The following is a 15,867-nucleotide window of genomic DNA, read 5'->3' on the forward strand; positions in this document are numbered from 1 at the left end:
TTTATGCGCATCAGTGAGATAGCACTCACACTGCGTGGTATATATCGAATCTGTTTCAATAAAAGAGTGACATACATCACCCAAATGAGATGTATATCCCCCTACCATAGCGCCCGAAACCATTACATAATTCTAATTCGAGCCTTATTCTATGAAAAAGCAGTTACTTACTTCTGCCATACTTCTTGCGTTAAGCGGATCTGCATTTGCAGCTGACGGTGATATTACCGATGTCACTATTCTGGGGACATCTGACATTCATGGTCATTTCATGCCTTGGGACTACGCAAGCGATAAGCTAAATATGCGTGGTAGCCTTAGTCAAATAGCCACCAAAGTAAAACAAGTTCGCCAAGAGCAAAGCAATGTTATTTTGGTTGATGCGGGCGATACCATTCAAGGTAACTTTGTTGAAACATTTAAAGATGAGCCAGTTGATCCTATGATGCTGGGTTTCAACGAAATGTCTTACGATGTATGGGTATTGGGTAACCACGAATTTGATTTCGGCTTGAAGGTGCTAAACCGTTCATTATCGCAATTTGAAGGCCAATCACTTGGCGGCAACATTAAACGTGCAGATGGTAACCCTTTCCTACCCGCTCATACCATTATTGAACGTAACGGCATTAAAATTGGTGTTATCGGCATGGATACACCGATGACTGCAGTTTTCGCTGAAGGCACTAACCGCCTAAATGGCATGACCTTTACCAACCCTTCACTGGAAGTTAAAAAAGTCATCAAGCAAATCGACGATAAAGTTGATGCGATTGTGTTAGTTGCGCACATGGGCTTAGATAACGAGAACAATATTAAAGACACTGGCGTTACCGATATTGCCAATGCCAACCCAGAAATTGATGCCATTGTTGCTGGCCATATGCACACCCGTATCGACAAAGCAGTTGTAAACGGCGTTATCATCACCGAACCAGACAAATATGGCCGTGCTCTTTCTCGTATTGATCTTCAATTTGAAGAGCGTGATGGTCAGTTCACTCTAGTCAATAAAGACAGCTTCACCTACAAAATTCAAGGCACCGATTCTGATAAGAAAATGGAAAGCTTGTATGCCCCTTATCACAAGCGCCTGCGTGAAAACGCAAATCGCTCGGTCGCGGAACTAACAGGTACTGATCTTGTTCCTGAAAATGAAATTAAAGGCATACCGCAAGTTCATATTCAAGACACGGGTATTAGTGCGCTATACCAAGAAGCCAGCATGCATTACGCGCCTATGGCCAATGTGATTGCACTTCAAATTGATAACGACAAAGCTGAACTTGATGTTGGCCCCATCAAAGCAAAAGACATTGCTTTCAACTACCAATACGCTGGTGGTGAAATTACCGTTTATGAAATGACGGGGAAAGAGCTGAAAACCTACATGGAATGGTCGGCTGGCTACTTTAACAGTGTAAAAGATGGCGATGTGACTTACAGCTTCAACCCTGAGCGTCGCTCATCAAAATACTCAACCAACGACTTCTTTGCTGGCGTGACTTACACCATTGATTTAACAGAGCCCGCAGGCAAACGTATTAAAGATCTTAAGTTTGCTGACAACAGCCTGATCACAGATACCACCCCTATTCATCTTGGTATGAACAGCTACCGTATGGGCCACTTAACTAAAGCGGGTGGCGTATTGGAAGGTCGTAAATTCCCTGTCTTATTTGATACAGAAGAAGAGTTCGGCGAGGAAGCCGGTACTATTCGTAACCTCACCATTAAGTACTTAACAGATGTTAAGCATGGCCAGTACGAAGGTAAGCCAATGCATCGCTGGCATTTGGCTGGATTAACAGGCTTTGAAAAAGAAGCGAAGATCGTTAAAGATCTCGTGAACAGCGGTAAGATCTCAGTACCTACTAGTGAAGACGGTCGCTACACCAATGTGGCTGCTATTAATGTGAAAGATAAAATTTTCAGCAATAAAGCAAGCATGGAAAGAGTGCTTGCAAGCTTACAACAAACGATTAAAACAGCGAAAACTGATGTTGAAAAACGCGCTGCACAACGTGACATCGTTCTGATCGAAAACTTAAACAGCTTTTAATATATTGAAAGTAAGGTGGTGCTCTAAAACAGCAGCCTGAGCCTAGTTAAAAGAATAAAAAATCCCCGTCACTGAACAGTGCGGGGATTTTTTTATATTTAATTTTTACCGATTACGCAATTGCAGCTTCTGGTGCTACATATGGCATATCTAGTGCTTCAGACACTTCTTCGCAAGTAATTTGGCCACGGTATACATTCAAGCCGTTTAGCAGATGCTTATCATCTTGTAGTGCTTGTTTGTAACCTTTGTCTGCTAGCTGAAGAATATATGGAAGCGTTACATTGTTCAGTGCAAACGTTGATGTACGAGCAACTGCACCCGGCATGTTTGCAACACAGTAGTGAACAACATCATCAACAATGTATGTTGGGTCACTGTGCGTTGTGGCGTGTGAAGTTTCAACACAACCACCTTGGTCGATAGCAACATCTACGATTGCAGCGCCAGGTTTCATCGCTTTAATCATTTCAGCAGTGACTAGTTTTGGTGCTGCTGCGCCCGCTACCAATACACCACCAATAACAAGGTCAGCTTCTAATACATGCTTTTCAATCGCATCTTTAGTTGAGTAAACACACTGTACATCACCGCCAAACTGCGCATCTAAGTGACGTAATACATCGATATTACGGTCAAGTACCACGACATTAGCACGTAGACCAACGGCCATTTGTGCTGCGTTTGCACCGACTACACCACCACCGATGATAACCACTTTCGCAGGCTCAACACCTGGTACGCCACCCAGTAGCATGCCGCGGCCGCCTTTTGATTTTTCTAGGGCAAAAGCACCAGCTTGAATTGACATACGACCAGCCACTTCAGACATAGGCGCAAGAAGCGGTAGACGGCCTTGGTTATCAGTTACTGTTTCGTAAGCGATACACACTGCTTTACTGTTGATAAGGTCAATCGTTTGTTCTGGATCTGGAGCAAGGTGAAGATAAGTAAATAAGATTTGACCTTCACGAAGCATCGCACGCTCAACAGCCTGCGGTTCTTTAACTTTAACAATCATTTCAGCTTCAGCGAAAACATCTGTAGCTGTTGGCAGAATTTGTGCGCCTGCATCAATATAGTCTTGGTCACTAAAACCAATACCAGAACCCGCTAGCGTTTCTACATATACTTTATGGCCATGCGCTACTGCTTCACTTACAGATGCTGGAACCATACCTACACGGTATTCGTGAACTTTAATTTCCTTAGGTACGCCAATAATCATCTTTAGTTTCCTTGCTGCCTTGTTTAAAAGTTATATACACAATAAAGAAAAAAACTTGGAATGTGGCACTAAATTTTAACCAATAAGCAACAAATGAAACTGGAATTTTATTCCACAGCAGCATGATCAACCAAGTTTGAAGTTAGTCACACCAGAAAAAACCACTTTATAGCAACAAACCAGACCAGATAACTAGATTTTGACAGTAAACCAGACACTAAAACCACCCACAAAGGGCTAGTTAGCACTAAAAGCTTTTATTTAATGCTATTTTTTGTCTTTTCATCGGTTAAATCACACTATTGAAAGCATAATGTTGCACCAGCATACCGTAATAAATGACTTACAACACTTTGATGAAACTTTCATAACAGTGTTCTATGACAACAATATTTTTCATATCGTTAACATAAAGCAAGCGAACAACCAAATACCTAAATCACATATAGAGCACTAATGATTATTATTGAGTAGGAAATCAGTGGAGCTTAATAACAACGGGGAAAGTGGCAGTATGAACGGATGGTGACAAGGTAATATACTAGGTGGGAGTAAACACTCTTCTATCTTCCAGAAGATAACGATAATCTCACAAAAAAAACCACCGTGATAAATCAGCAGTGGTTTCTCTTTAAAGCTATTGAATAAGAAGCGGGGAATGCTTACTCATCAAAATCCCAAGGCATGTCAGGCAGCGAGTCTAGGTTTTCACTATAACGCTTCAGGTCGAAAGTACCTTCATTTTTTGCTACATCGAACACTTCAACAGATAACGCACAAGCAATCATTTCTAATGCTTCTTCACGCGGTGTGCCTGTCATCACTAAGCGCATCAATGTTTCTTTCACTTTTACAGGGTTACCTTCGGCCAGTTGGTTCTCAACTGTTTCTACAAGCATTTCGCCTGTCATGATTTCTTCGTTTTGCATACTTCGCCTGTTATTGCTCTTTTACTTTTAAAATGAACGGCCAGCACTACTTGTACGCCCGCTGATATAGTCTTGTCGAAACGTCCAGTCTAAGCGATCACAAATGCCATGATATGCTTGGTTTTTAACGCCGAGTATAAAAGCATTTTGTGCACAATATTCTGTTCGACCCAACTCATAGCCGTCACTATAGGCTTGATAGCCCGTTGCTTGCAACGACTTCATTTTATCGCGGCTTCGTAGGTCACCTTCAGAATTTTTTATCATTCCTGAAAGTGCCGTTTCATAGCCATAGTTTTTCCATGCAGTATCGTCATTAAATGCCAATTGTGGCTGCAGTACACAACCCGACAATGACATGCCCGTAAAAATTGGTAGAAGCCATTTATTCATATGCTCTCCTTTCTACTACGAGTTAAGTCCTTACTGCATGTTGTTACTTTACGCTATCATTCGATGAAGCAACACTTGTGCTTCTTCCATTGATGAAAAAGAGTCGTGCACGTCCACATTCCATTGCGGCAGTTCAGGGTTCACCAAAATTGTTGGCAAACCTGCAGATAGTGAAGAAGTGATCCCCGTAAGACTGTCTTCTACTGCAATCACACGATCAGGTTTTTCGTTTAATTGCTTACAAGCCAGCTGATAAATTTCCGGGGATGGCTTGTTATTCGCGACATCTTGCCCCGTCACAACACCATCAAAAAGCGATAACCAACCTAAGCTATCTAAAATGCCTTCAACATATTCGCGCGGCGAACCCGTTACCACCATAAGTGGACACTGACCATGTAATTGCTTTAACGCGCGATCAACACCCGGCATAGCAGGTATTCGTCCTTGCTGTAGTCTTTCGCGTGTCAGTGTTTCCATGTCATACAAAATATGATGAATTTCTTGAGGCAGGGAAAACTGGGTCTTCAAAACAGCCGCTACTTTCGGCCAAGGCAAACCCGCATAATGAGAAAGAAACTGAGGCTGTGAAATGTCCCCACCTACAGATGCAATATAATGTGACCAATTTTGTGCGTGAAAAACTTCCGAATCTATTAATGTGCCATCAAAATCGAAACAAATAGCCTGCATACTTTCACCTTATAATTATGATTTTAGTTCTTCTTTAATGAGTGATAAAAGAGGATGCCAGTACCACCTCAAGCCACACTAAATACAATTGCCTTTGGTATCACTCTTATAAAAGTATAACGGAACTAAGCTAACGAAACCTTGCTGGCGAAGTAAATAAGGCTAAAAATGAAAAACCACGGTAAGCTAACTTACCGTGGTTTGGTATATCGATCCTTGAATGCCACCCTTACTGGCAGGCTAAAGATCAGTGCTATTGTGCAGATGCTAACTTATGCTGTAGCAAACCAATAGAAATCAGGGTTGTGATAACCAAAAAGCTAAACGATACCCACAAGCAAGCAGCTAACCCTGCGACTTGATACACCCAGCCAGATAGAATCGTACCAATTAAACGCCCCATCGCGTTGGCCATATAGTAAAAGCCGACATCCAAGGACACGCCATCACCTTTTGCATAACTCACAATAAGGTACGAGTGAAGTGAAGAGTTAACTGCAAATACGGCACCAAAGACCAATAAGCCAAATACAATGGTAAATTGCGGTTGCCAGTCATACTGAACCCCCAACGCAATTGCACCAGTAATAAAGGCTAAAACAGCAACCCAAATCAAAGCTACACGGCCATCAGGTACGACACCCTGTGCCTTGCCTGTTATGCGCGGTGCAAAGCCTTGCACAAAACCGTAAGCTATAACCCAAAGTGCAAGAAAACCACCGACCCACAAGTGATCCCAACCAAACACTTGGCCAAGATAGATAGGAAGTGCAACTACAAACCAAACATCACGCGCCCCGAACAAAAACATTCGAGCAGCTGACAAGATATTGATGCTACGGCTCTTAGAGAAAATCTCTTTAAACTTGATGGCTTTTTTTGCTTTACCTAAGTCTTTTTCAAGCCAAGTCAAACTCATGATGAGTACAGCTACCAACACCGATGCCATTAGCACAACCGCACCTTGGAAGCCGAGCCAAGCCAGCAAAAGCCCACCTAAAAAGAAACCCGCACCTTTCAGCGCATTTTTCGACCCAGTCAGAATGGCAATCCACTTATACAAGGCACCTTGTTGATCGTTTGGCACTAATGTTTTGATCGCGCTTTTCGCACTCATTTTATTCAGGTCTTTAGCTATGCCAGAAATCGCCTGTGCAAGCATCACCCACAACACTGTCAGTGAATCGGCAGGCACTGCGAGCATGAACAACGCTGTAACCTGCATGGCTAAACCAATATTCATGGTTTTATTTAAGCCAAGTTTCGCCCCTAGCCAACCACCAATAAGGTTGGTAACAACGCCAAAGAATTCATAGAACAAAAATAAAGACGCAATTTGCAGTGGCGTATAACCCAAATGATGAAAATGCAGCACCACCAGCATACGTAAAGCGCCATCTGTGATGGTGAAATTCCAATAATTGAACGTCACCAACATGTATTGGCGCACTTGCTGCGGTAATTGTGAAAAAGTCGCGATCATGGTTGTACCTTATATAGCCGCTGTTGCCATCAGCTTATAAGCCGACTTTACGGATCAGTTCCGCTGTGCGTGTGGCATAGCCCATTTCGTTGTCGTACCACGCGTAGATTTTCACCATGCGATTATTCACGACCATGGTAGAAAGTGCATCAACAATGGTCGAACGTCGGTCGCCTTTATAGTCGATAGAAACAAGCGGTCGCGCTTCAAATCCTAAAATACCCGCCATTTCGCCTTCTGCAGCTCCTTGCAGCAAGTCATTCACTTCTTCTGCTGTTGTATCACGGCTAACATCAAAAATAATGTCGGTCAGCGAGGCATTTGCCAAGGGTACACGCACAGCATGACCATTAATTTTACCAGCAAGCTCGGGGAAGATTTCAACAATCGCCGTTGCTGAGCCGGTCGTTGTTGGGATCAAACTCATACCACAAGCACGAGCGCGACGAAGGTCTTTATGCGGCGCATCTAAAATAGTTTGTGTATTGGTTAAGTCATGAATCGTGGTAAATGAAGACTGCTCAATACCCAGTTTTTCATGAATAACCTTCACAATTGGGGCTATACAGTTAGTAGTACAAGATGCCGCTGTCACAATTTGGTGTAATGCAGGATCGTAAAGGTTGTCGTTCACACCAACAACGACATTCAGTACGCCCTCTTCTTTTACAGGTGCAGATACCACAACACGCTTCACACCTTGATCGAGGTATTTTTGCAGCAACGATTTCTTACGATGTACACCTGTTGCTTCCAGTACCACATCACAACCAGACCAATCTACCGCTTCAATATCACGTTCTTGAGTGCAATTAATATGCTGACCATTGGCAATAATAGTATTGCCATCGACGGTAACCGCATGTTCCCAGCGCCCTTGGATTGAATCGAACTCCAGTAAATGCCCTAACGTGACAGCGTCACCAGCTACGTCGTTGATTTGTACAAATTCAACGTCTTTCCAGTTAAATGCTGCGCGTAGTGCTAAACGCCCGATACGACCAAAACCGTTGATACCTACTTTAATAGCCATGTGATTCCCTTTTCGATATTTAAGAAGCAATAGTTAGAATATTCGATAAATCATATATATGAATTATCGAATATACAAACTCTATTAAGGTTATTCTTCACTATTTTTTGGTTGTACTAACAAAAACAACGCCCTACAGAAGGTAAGAAGCCAGAAGCAACACCATTACATGAGAGAAAAGACACCTTTATTGTCGTGACGAGAAGATACTCATCCACTAACTTGTCAGAAAATTCACAAAACATGAGCCTAGCCAATAGCAGTCGGACAAATGTCCTTATGATAATAGAGGCAATTTTCTACACTGGCGCCATACGGAAAATAACCCAAGGACATACATGATGGACTTTATCGCCTGGTTCGATATCAATAACACCCTTATTAACATCCCTATTGGTGGTGGCTACGCAATGTCGTGGATTGAAGCCATCGGGACAATTTTTGGCTTGCTGTGTATTTGGAATGCAAGCCAAGAGAAAACAATCAATTACCTTTTTGGCCTTATCAATGTCAGTTTATTTGCCATCATTTTTTATCAAATTCAACTTTATGGCATCTTGTTACTGCAACTGTTCTTCTTCTGCGCCAACCTTTATGGCTGGTATGCATGGACACGACCAACATCAGAAAATGGTGACAAGCTCGAAGTACGTTGGTTGAGTAAACAAAAGCTCTCTTACACTATTGCCGTTAGCGTTTTAGCCATTGGTATTATGACAATTTACATCGACCCATTCTTCTTGGCACTGGCTAACGTGAGTGTTGATGGCTTGAATTTACTGGGCGCAGACCTAGCACGTCCGACACTGGAGCCCGATGCCTTCCCATTCTGGGATTCAGTGATGACAGTGCTTTCTGTGGTCGCGCAAATTCTGATGACTCGTAAATATGTTGAAAACTGGATTTTATGGGTAGTGATTAACATCATTAGTGTCGGCATTTATGCTGCTCAAGGGGTGTATGCATTGTCGATTGAGTACGCTATTTTGCTATTCATTGCGATGAACGGTACTCGCACTTGGATGGGCACAGCGAAGCACAACCAAGCTAAACAAAATGAAACTCAGCAAAATAAAGCCGAAGAAACAGTGAACGAGTTAGCATAATGAGTAACGATGTAAAACAACCCCATATCGCTGTCTGCTTTGACGATGTATCGGACAAAGTGATTGTGTGTGGAGAGCCAGACCGCGTAAACAGAATCGCCACGCTGCTTGAGCGCAGTGAACAAATTGCTGAAAACCGCGAGTACAGAATAATTAGCGGCTACTACCAAGATCATAAGATCACGGTTTGCAGCACAGGGATCGGCTCCCCTTCCGCACTGATTGCACTTGAAGAATTAACCTTATGTGGTGCTAAGTACATAGTGCGTGTAGGGTCTGCTGGTGCACTACAAGGTAATATTGGTTTAGGTGAACTCATAGTGGCTGAAGGGGCTGTACGCGATGAAGGTGGATCTAAAGCCTATGTATCGAATACCTATCCTGCAATAGCAAGCCGTCCACTCACTACAGAAATAGAACGCTATTTAACAGAGCATGCTTACCCTGCGTATTACGGTATTGTACGTTCACATGACAGCTTCTACACCGATGAAGAAGATAAAATATGCGAGCATTGGAGCCGTAAAGGCGTTCTAGGTGCTGACATGGAAACGTCAGCCTTATTTACCGTCGGAAAATTACGTGGGATTCAAGTCGCATCAATATTGAACAACGTAGTGTTATACCAACAAAATGTTCAAGAAGGTGTGAGCGAGTATGCGAACGCAAATGACATTACGGTTCAAGGGGAAATAATGGCAGCAAAAGCCGCTTTAGCTGCACTTTGTCGCTGTTAATCATCGCGGTTAGACCTGCTTGTAAATTTAGCATCCAATGCATTTAAAAAAACGTTCCCCAAAAACGTTAGGATTACAAAAGCCCAGATATGGGCTTTTGTGTATTCGACTTCTTGCCCTAAATAATTACCGATCGTCTGTCACTATCTGTGATCGCCACAACAAAGTGGATTTATTGATACATGTATCATTCCGCTACTTTCATTCTATTCGCCACTATTTAACATTCACAATGCAATTAAGACCCTATCAAACAGGTAGATTTACCGACACCCTCAACAAACTCTACGATGAATTTCGTAAAGCTTTTTACCAGTGCCAGCTTCACAGTCGATTTTACCAAGCTGGCGAGATTATTTTGCAACAAGGCCAACCAGTTAAACATCTCTACCTCGTTTCTGTTGGTCGGGTATCGATGCACATATCTGCAATGAATGGTCGTTGCTTTCAGCTCGGGGAAGTCGAGTGTGATCACCATATTTTTGGGGAAATGGAGCTTTTTTCTCAAACGGGATGTCAATGGAATGTGGTAGCAGAAGAACAGCTTGAAGTTGACGTTATATGTTTAAAATCCGTTGCAGAACTTATAACTCATCGTCCTGAGTTCACCCTTTTCTTTGCCAGTGCACTAGCCAATGATTACCAAGACTCGCTAGATATTTATACCTATCGCCTACTGCACTCGATAACTTACAACATTGCGTATGACTTATGGCACCGCTACCAAGAAAGAGTCACACTCGGATCGTTTGGTAAGGCTGAACAAGAAGCAGAACGCTTTGGTACTTCAAGTCGGGTCTACCGCCGTGCCGTTAAAGAGTTAATTGATAAAGGCCTAATCACTAAAACCAGCGGTGAAATCAAAATCGCCGATATTGAGGCGCTCAAATCATTCATCTTTGAATTTGAGTAATACCAATTCGGATAAGTAAATGTTCATATTCTTGTGTATGAAAAAGCCTGATCCCTCGTCGTAAGGTATCAGGCTTTTTTGTTATGGTTACACTAACCCCATCAAGGGTTAAGTAATACCAGTAGCATTAAATAGCCATTGGCAGGAAGAGAATACTTAGAATGATGTTAACCGCTAGTCCAAATGTAATTGGCGGAATTGTTCGCTTGATCAGATCAAACGGCGACACTTTTGCCATACCAGATGACGCAACGATAACCCCAGCTACCGGTGACATCGCACGACAAGCATTTGAAGCCTGTTGCATTGGCATAACCAGATAAACACCATTAATGCCCATACCATCCGCAATTTTAGGGATCAGCTCAACAAAGGCATAAAAAGCAGCGTTACCAGACCCAGTCAGGAAGGCAACTGCACCCGTCAAACCAACCAGTGCCAACATCATTGCCGTAGGGCCAAAACCAACTTGTGAGGCTGATTCGATCAACATATTGATCGCACCGATAGCTTTCAGGCTCTGGGCAAACACACCTGCACCAACCAAAATCAGAACCACTGGCAACGCATCTTCCATCCCCTTAACAATGGCACTCATACCATCCATTGCTGATCGACCACTACGGTGACGAATCGCTTCCAACGCCATAGCGGTAAATAAACATAGAATGGCAATAGTACCAATGTTCATGCTAACACCTTCAATCAGGCCTAATTCACCGCTGGTGATAATGAGCACTATGATGGGTAACATCGGCAACCAGCCGTAAAAGCCTGGCGCTTTGCCTTCTACTTCTGAGGTCCGCACATTGACATTTTTAAGATCAATTTTCTTGGTATTGCCCTGCTGAAATAACCCCTCTTTTTTATCCATATACTGCTGCCAGAAATAATGGGCAGCCGCCATCGCAAGCATACTTGGGATAGCCAAAGGAATTTGATATTTCATGGTGTAAATTTCAACCGACATACCAACGTTTTCAGCTGCAATCACCGAGTCGACAGCCAACGGCGAGAAACTGATAGTCGCAGTTGTTGCAATAGCAGCAGCAATCGAAATAGCAGGTAACCCAAGGGCATTTAGAACAGGGAACAAGGTCGACATCAGTAATACTGCAAGGCTAGTTGCACCAAACCCTGCTAGCGAGATAAAGCTACCAATAAGAAAAGTAACAGACAGCAATAAGTAGGGTTTATTGATTCCACCCAGCAGCTTAAGCGCATTATTGATAACAATATCGTTAGCACCAATGTAAGTCATGTAACGCGCATAAGCTAGCAAGGCAAACAGGATCAGCCCCATGCCACCGAAGCGGTTATTGAACATTAAGTTCATCGACTCAAAGATATCCAACCACGCATTACCGCTGGATTGAGCTTCTGGTATAACGGGCAACCCCATTGCAGCACAGACAGCCATTAATACCGCCGCCCCTAAAAATAGGGTGGCAATTGCGTTATATTTTTTAAGAATGGCGAATCCGACTATAGATACGACAAGTATGGAGATAAATATGCTCATTGCTTCCTCATAAGCAGTGTTAGATAACAGTGCAGAGGTATATCCCAGAGTATGCAACCAAATGTTGATTTAAATCATGAGTTGCATATACACATAGTATCGCTCGCATTAAGGATCTTGTTTCTCTGTCTATGGTCACATTTTAATATATTCGCTTATTTTTTATGTATCTATCGCCGTAAAGCAATAAGCCACAGCAATAACTCAAAGAATCTTTACAAGGTATTGTTCAACACTAGAAATGATTTACCACCATGCCAATAGTGCATTTTGCTGCAAATTTAACCAGTTAATGACTAAGACGACATTAATTCAAATTAATTTCCTCATACGCTCAGATGATAACAAGCTTGTTAGTCTTATCACGTGCGATTTTGGGGCCTTAAAGGGGCTATTTTGAAGGGTTTTAATATGTTGTTTTTACAGGGTTTTAATTACTGGTTTTTTTACGTTATCAGATGATAGTCTGCACGGGTTATTTAACGGAGCTTACCCATGCTAACGAAAAACAAATCTTTTGATCAGGCGGATTTTTCTCACCAGAACTTACGTGACTCGCATTACGAAAACTGCCAATTCTATCGCTGTAATTTCGAACGTTCTGATTTAAGAGATGTACAGTTTGTTAATTGTAAATTTATTGAACAAGGTGACATTGAAGGGTGTCATTTCAATTATGCCGATTTACGCGATGCCAGTTTCAAGCAGTGCCAACTCGCCATGGCTAACTTCTCAGGCGCGAATTGTTTTGGTATAGAGTTCAGAGAGTGTGATCTAAAGGGGGTGAACTTTCAGCAAGCCAGCTTTGTGAACCATATCAGTCACAGTAGTTACTTTTGCTCTGCTTATATTACAGGTTGTAACCTTGCTTACGCCAACTTTGAACGTCAGTGCATCGAAAAATGTGACCTGTTTGAAAACCGTTGGAATGGTGCAAACCTACTCGGTGCTTCGTTTAAAGGGTCGGATTTAAGCCGCAGTGAATTCTCAGAAGATAGCTGGGGACAGTTTAATATGGAAAATTGCGATTTAAGCCACACTGAGCTGTATGGCCTTGATCCGCGACGTGTAAGTTTACATGGTGTCAAAATTTGCGAATGGCAACAGGCTCAGTTACTTGAACCACTTGGTATTATCGTCATGCCTGATTAAGATCTCGACCTATAAATAGATTCCGAGATGACTCAAGGTTTGGGTATAAGAAAGCAGTAAAATAAAGAAGTGAAATAAAAAGGCACGATCATCGTGCCTTTCTTCGTTATCTTTTCGTCTTATTCACAATTCAGCCGTGATTCATTAGGCTTACTTAGCAAACTGGGCAATGTAATCAATGTGTGCTTGGCGAGTGAAAGCACCAGGGCGAAGCGCCTGAATTTGTGCCACTGCCGTTTTCACATCAACACTGCGATCAAGCATGATACGAGCAGCAATTAAACCTGTACGGCCCGAGCCACCTTTACAATGCGCCACTACTGCTTCACCGTTATCTAATGCACGCTGGGCAGCCTGATTTGCTGCAGTCCAATTCACATCAAAAGCATCTGCTGGTGCACAATCATCTTCTATTGGAAGATGGAACCACGCTAAGCCCGCGTCTTTACATGCATCTGCTAATGCTTGTACTCCGTCGTTAGGCAAATCATTCATTTCTAATGCTGTCAGCACAACCGTCGCGCCTTCAGCTTTCAAATCAGCAATAGAGCTGGCTAAGTCTGCTTCTTTCGTGCCAGGGCAAGGCGTTAGCAATAACTTTCCGCTATCAGCTAAAGGAAGAGCCCAAAATGGATGAGTCGGCATAATTGATTCCTATTCTGTCAGTTTTTTTCCATCAAGTGATGTTGATAGTGTTCACTTAGCGGGTTAAACATATGAGGTTTACTTAACTGAGGCTTGCGACGATCTTTTAGCTGCATTAACCGAATTTTTTCTTGGTTAATCATCGCAGAGTTACCATTGCGTACCGTTGCTAACACATGCGTAATCCAGCGAGGTAATGTGATCGGAAAATGATAGTAGATCCACTGCCCTTCGCGATGATCATTCAAAATACCCGCATCGCGTAATAACGCTAAATGACGTGATACTTTAGGTTGGCTTACTTCCAACACCTTGGTCAGATCACTAACAGACAAAGCGAATTCATCTTCGATCAACATTAGGATACGCAACCGAAGTGGATCACTCATGATCTTAAATAACTCAACAGGCCCAATGGTTGGTGAACTATGCTCGCCATTTAACAACAAAAACAAGGCTATTTTTGATTTTAGCTGCTCTGCTGTTTCAAAGAAACTGTCGCTGCCTGCTTGCTGTTTAGGGTCTTTAAAATCCCAGTGAATAAGCGCATCCGAATCTGTGAAGAGTTCACACTCATTACTCGCTTTATCACATAATGTGATCACAACATCAAAATGCTGATCGCGATAAGAATCTGCTGTCACACTGTTCAAGTTATCACTGTTAATTTCGAAGCGTTCAAGCACTTCATACACCCGAGGATCAACACCTTCAGGACGCATCCCCGCACTCATCACCATGTACGTATCACCCGCCATATCGCGCATGATAGCTTCAGCCAATTGGGAGCGTGCAGAATTACCTGTACATAGAAATAATATTCGTTTCATGATCAATAGTTACTTAGTCAGCCTAAGAAGTATACTATCGCAAACTCAATATATCGCAAATCATATATATGATTTTTTACATATATATGAAACGACCTCATTCTGACTTAAATTTCGGTTTTAATCAGGCGAGTTCACTAACACCCACGACTGTACCTGATGCAAGACTTGTGGATGATTGAGCAAACCTAGATGGCTAATCCCCCCCGCGACCCATAAGTTATCCAGCGGAAAACCAAGACGCGTAATATAGCCCCTCGCCTCACCCAATGCGCTCGATACAGGTACTAACCCATCGCCTAGCAATCTGTTTTTTTCATCTTCAATGTCATGACCTAAGCAACTCGCAGCAGCGAAACAGTTCACATGCAGAGGCAAGTGGATATGAGGGAACACGCCTTGCTGACCATCACGCCATGCTTCATGAAAAATCACACCTCGGCTTAAATCACGGCTGCCATTACTGCGTACGTCAGCAATAGATGAGAACGCTTTTAACGACGGAGTATCTTCAATTTGTGCGTCTAACCAGCATGCCAATTTAGCAAGCGGCGCACCATTATGAGGACTACCAAGTGTCACCAAGGTTGTTAACGACTTAAGCCAAGCATGTTGATGCTGCACCGCATAATAACAAGCACTTCGGCTAACCAATCCACCCATGCTATGACCGAGTAAAACCAGCTCTTTTACTTCACAAGGCCACTCACTGATAAGCTGCTCTAGAAAGTAAGAAAAGTCTTCACCGTTCTCTGAAATATGCCGACCCGTGTTGTACCTCAGATATAAAGGGGTATAACCAAATTTTTCGAATTGGCGACCATGATCAACGCCTTTACGAGTCCATTGCACATCGCTCATACACCAGCCATGCACGCACAAGATGATTCGGGATTGCGCATCTGGTAACTGGCGTACTAACTGGGATTTTTCAAGTACCAAATCTTGCTTCTGATCACGAATCGACATGCGTTGAGCAAATCTGTGCTTTTTCTCTAGCAAGGTATCGCCAAACAACCCATTCAATGTTGCCATTACGGCAGCTGCTGGATACGATGAACCGCCATTCTCAACAAATTGTTTAATGGTTGATTGTGCTAACTCGGTGTTTTGTTTCAAGCGCTCATTTACATCGTTCATT

The 15,867-nt window shown here is 42.8% G+C and carries 15 protein-coding genes; 5 read left to right on the forward strand and 10 right to left on the reverse strand.

Features of this window, described 5'->3' with window-relative positions; genetic code table 11:
• Positions 1-151: 151 nt before the first annotated feature.
• Positions 152-2,062, forward strand: coding sequence for a bifunctional metallophosphatase/5'-nucleotidase (locus ASV53_RS03715; protein WP_094956152.1), 1,911 nt, complete (start codon positions 152-154; stop codon positions 2,060-2,062).
• Between the two features lie 112 nt (positions 2,063-2,174).
• Here ASV53_RS03715 and ald read toward each other — a convergent pair whose 3' ends face one another.
• The 6 genes from ald to ASV53_RS03745 form a co-directional block, all read right to left on the reverse strand.
• On the reverse strand, positions 2,175-3,290 hold the full coding sequence (ald, locus tag ASV53_RS03720) for an alanine dehydrogenase (RefSeq protein WP_094956153.1): 1,116 nt from the start codon (positions 3,288-3,290) through the stop codon (positions 2,175-2,177).
• A 662-nt stretch (positions 3,291-3,952) separates the two neighbouring features.
• Positions 3,953-4,219 carry a hypothetical protein gene (locus ASV53_RS03725; protein WP_094956154.1) on the reverse strand — a complete coding sequence of 89 codons (267 nt, stop codon included), beginning with the start codon at positions 4,217-4,219 and terminating at the stop codon, positions 3,953-3,955.
• Between the two features lie 27 nt (positions 4,220-4,246).
• Positions 4,247-4,612 carry a DUF2799 domain-containing protein gene (locus tag ASV53_RS03730; RefSeq protein ID WP_239928720.1) on the reverse strand — a complete coding sequence of 122 codons (366 nt, stop codon included), beginning with the start codon at positions 4,610-4,612 and terminating at the stop codon, positions 4,247-4,249.
• A gap of 48 nt (positions 4,613-4,660) precedes the next feature.
• Entirely contained in the window at positions 4,661-5,305 is a 645-nt protein-coding gene (locus ASV53_RS03735) for an HAD family hydrolase (RefSeq protein ID WP_094956155.1), read from the reverse strand.
• Positions 5,306-5,558: 253 nt separating this feature from the next.
• Entirely contained in the window at positions 5,559-6,788 is a 1,230-nt protein-coding gene (gene arsJ / locus ASV53_RS03740) for an organoarsenical effux MFS transporter ArsJ (RefSeq protein WP_094956156.1), read from the reverse strand.
• 34 nt (positions 6,789-6,822) lie between these two features.
• A complete protein-coding gene (locus ASV53_RS03745; protein ID WP_094956157.1) occupies positions 6,823-7,821 on the reverse strand; it encodes an ArsJ-associated glyceraldehyde-3-phosphate dehydrogenase in 999 nt (332 codons plus the stop codon).
• A gap of 341 nt (positions 7,822-8,162) precedes the next feature.
• Here ASV53_RS03745 and pnuC point away from each other — a divergent pair, with 341 nt between their 5' ends.
• The 3 genes from pnuC to ASV53_RS03760 all read left to right on the forward strand — a co-directional run bounded on the left by pnuC (position 8,163) and on the right by ASV53_RS03760 (position 10,577).
• Positions 8,163-8,927 (forward strand): nicotinamide riboside transporter PnuC, encoded by a 765-nt coding sequence (gene pnuC / locus ASV53_RS03750; RefSeq protein WP_094956158.1) that lies wholly within the window; start codon positions 8,163-8,165, stop codon positions 8,925-8,927.
• A complete protein-coding gene (locus ASV53_RS03755; RefSeq protein ID WP_094956159.1) occupies positions 8,927-9,664 on the forward strand; it encodes a nucleoside phosphorylase in 738 nt (245 codons plus the stop codon). Before pnuC ends, ASV53_RS03755 begins: the two co-directional genes overlap by 1 nt.
• Before the next feature lie 232 nt (positions 9,665-9,896).
• Positions 9,897-10,577 (forward strand): Crp/Fnr family transcriptional regulator, encoded by a 681-nt coding sequence (locus tag ASV53_RS03760; protein WP_062690384.1) that lies wholly within the window; start codon positions 9,897-9,899, stop codon positions 10,575-10,577.
• 127 nt (positions 10,578-10,704) lie between these two features.
• Here ASV53_RS03760 and dcuC read toward each other — a convergent pair whose 3' ends face one another.
• Positions 10,705-12,099: a C4-dicarboxylate transporter DcuC gene (gene dcuC / locus ASV53_RS03765; RefSeq protein ID WP_094956160.1), complete on the reverse strand. Its 1,395-nt coding sequence runs from the start codon at positions 12,097-12,099 to the stop codon at positions 10,705-10,707.
• 495 nt (positions 12,100-12,594) lie between these two features.
• Between dcuC and ASV53_RS03770 the strand changes: the two genes are divergently transcribed.
• Positions 12,595-13,251 (forward strand): Qnr family pentapeptide repeat protein, encoded by a 657-nt coding sequence (locus tag ASV53_RS03770; RefSeq protein ID WP_094956161.1) that lies wholly within the window; start codon positions 12,595-12,597, stop codon positions 13,249-13,251.
• Positions 13,252-13,401: 150 nt separating this feature from the next.
• On the opposite strand, the gene ASV53_RS03775 is transcribed toward ASV53_RS03770, so the two are convergent.
• From ASV53_RS03775 to ASV53_RS03785, 3 genes are all read right to left on the reverse strand, one after another.
• Complete coding sequence (locus ASV53_RS03775; protein WP_189337815.1) at positions 13,402-13,896, reverse strand: phosphatase domain-containing putative toxin; 495 nt, start codon at positions 13,894-13,896, stop codon at positions 13,402-13,404.
• A 17-nt stretch (positions 13,897-13,913) separates the two neighbouring features.
• Complete coding sequence (locus ASV53_RS03780; protein WP_239928721.1) at positions 13,914-14,732, reverse strand: metalloregulator ArsR/SmtB family transcription factor; 819 nt, start codon at positions 14,730-14,732, stop codon at positions 13,914-13,916.
• Between the two features lie 114 nt (positions 14,733-14,846).
• Positions 14,847-15,867: alpha/beta fold hydrolase (locus tag ASV53_RS03785; RefSeq protein WP_094956164.1), on the reverse strand; the 1,021-nt coding region annotated here is incomplete at its 5' end.

The sequence above is a fragment of the Photobacterium sanguinicancri genome, assembly GCF_002265265.1.
Taxonomy (GTDB): domain Bacteria; phylum Pseudomonadota; class Gammaproteobacteria; order Enterobacterales; family Vibrionaceae; genus Photobacterium; species Photobacterium sanguinicancri.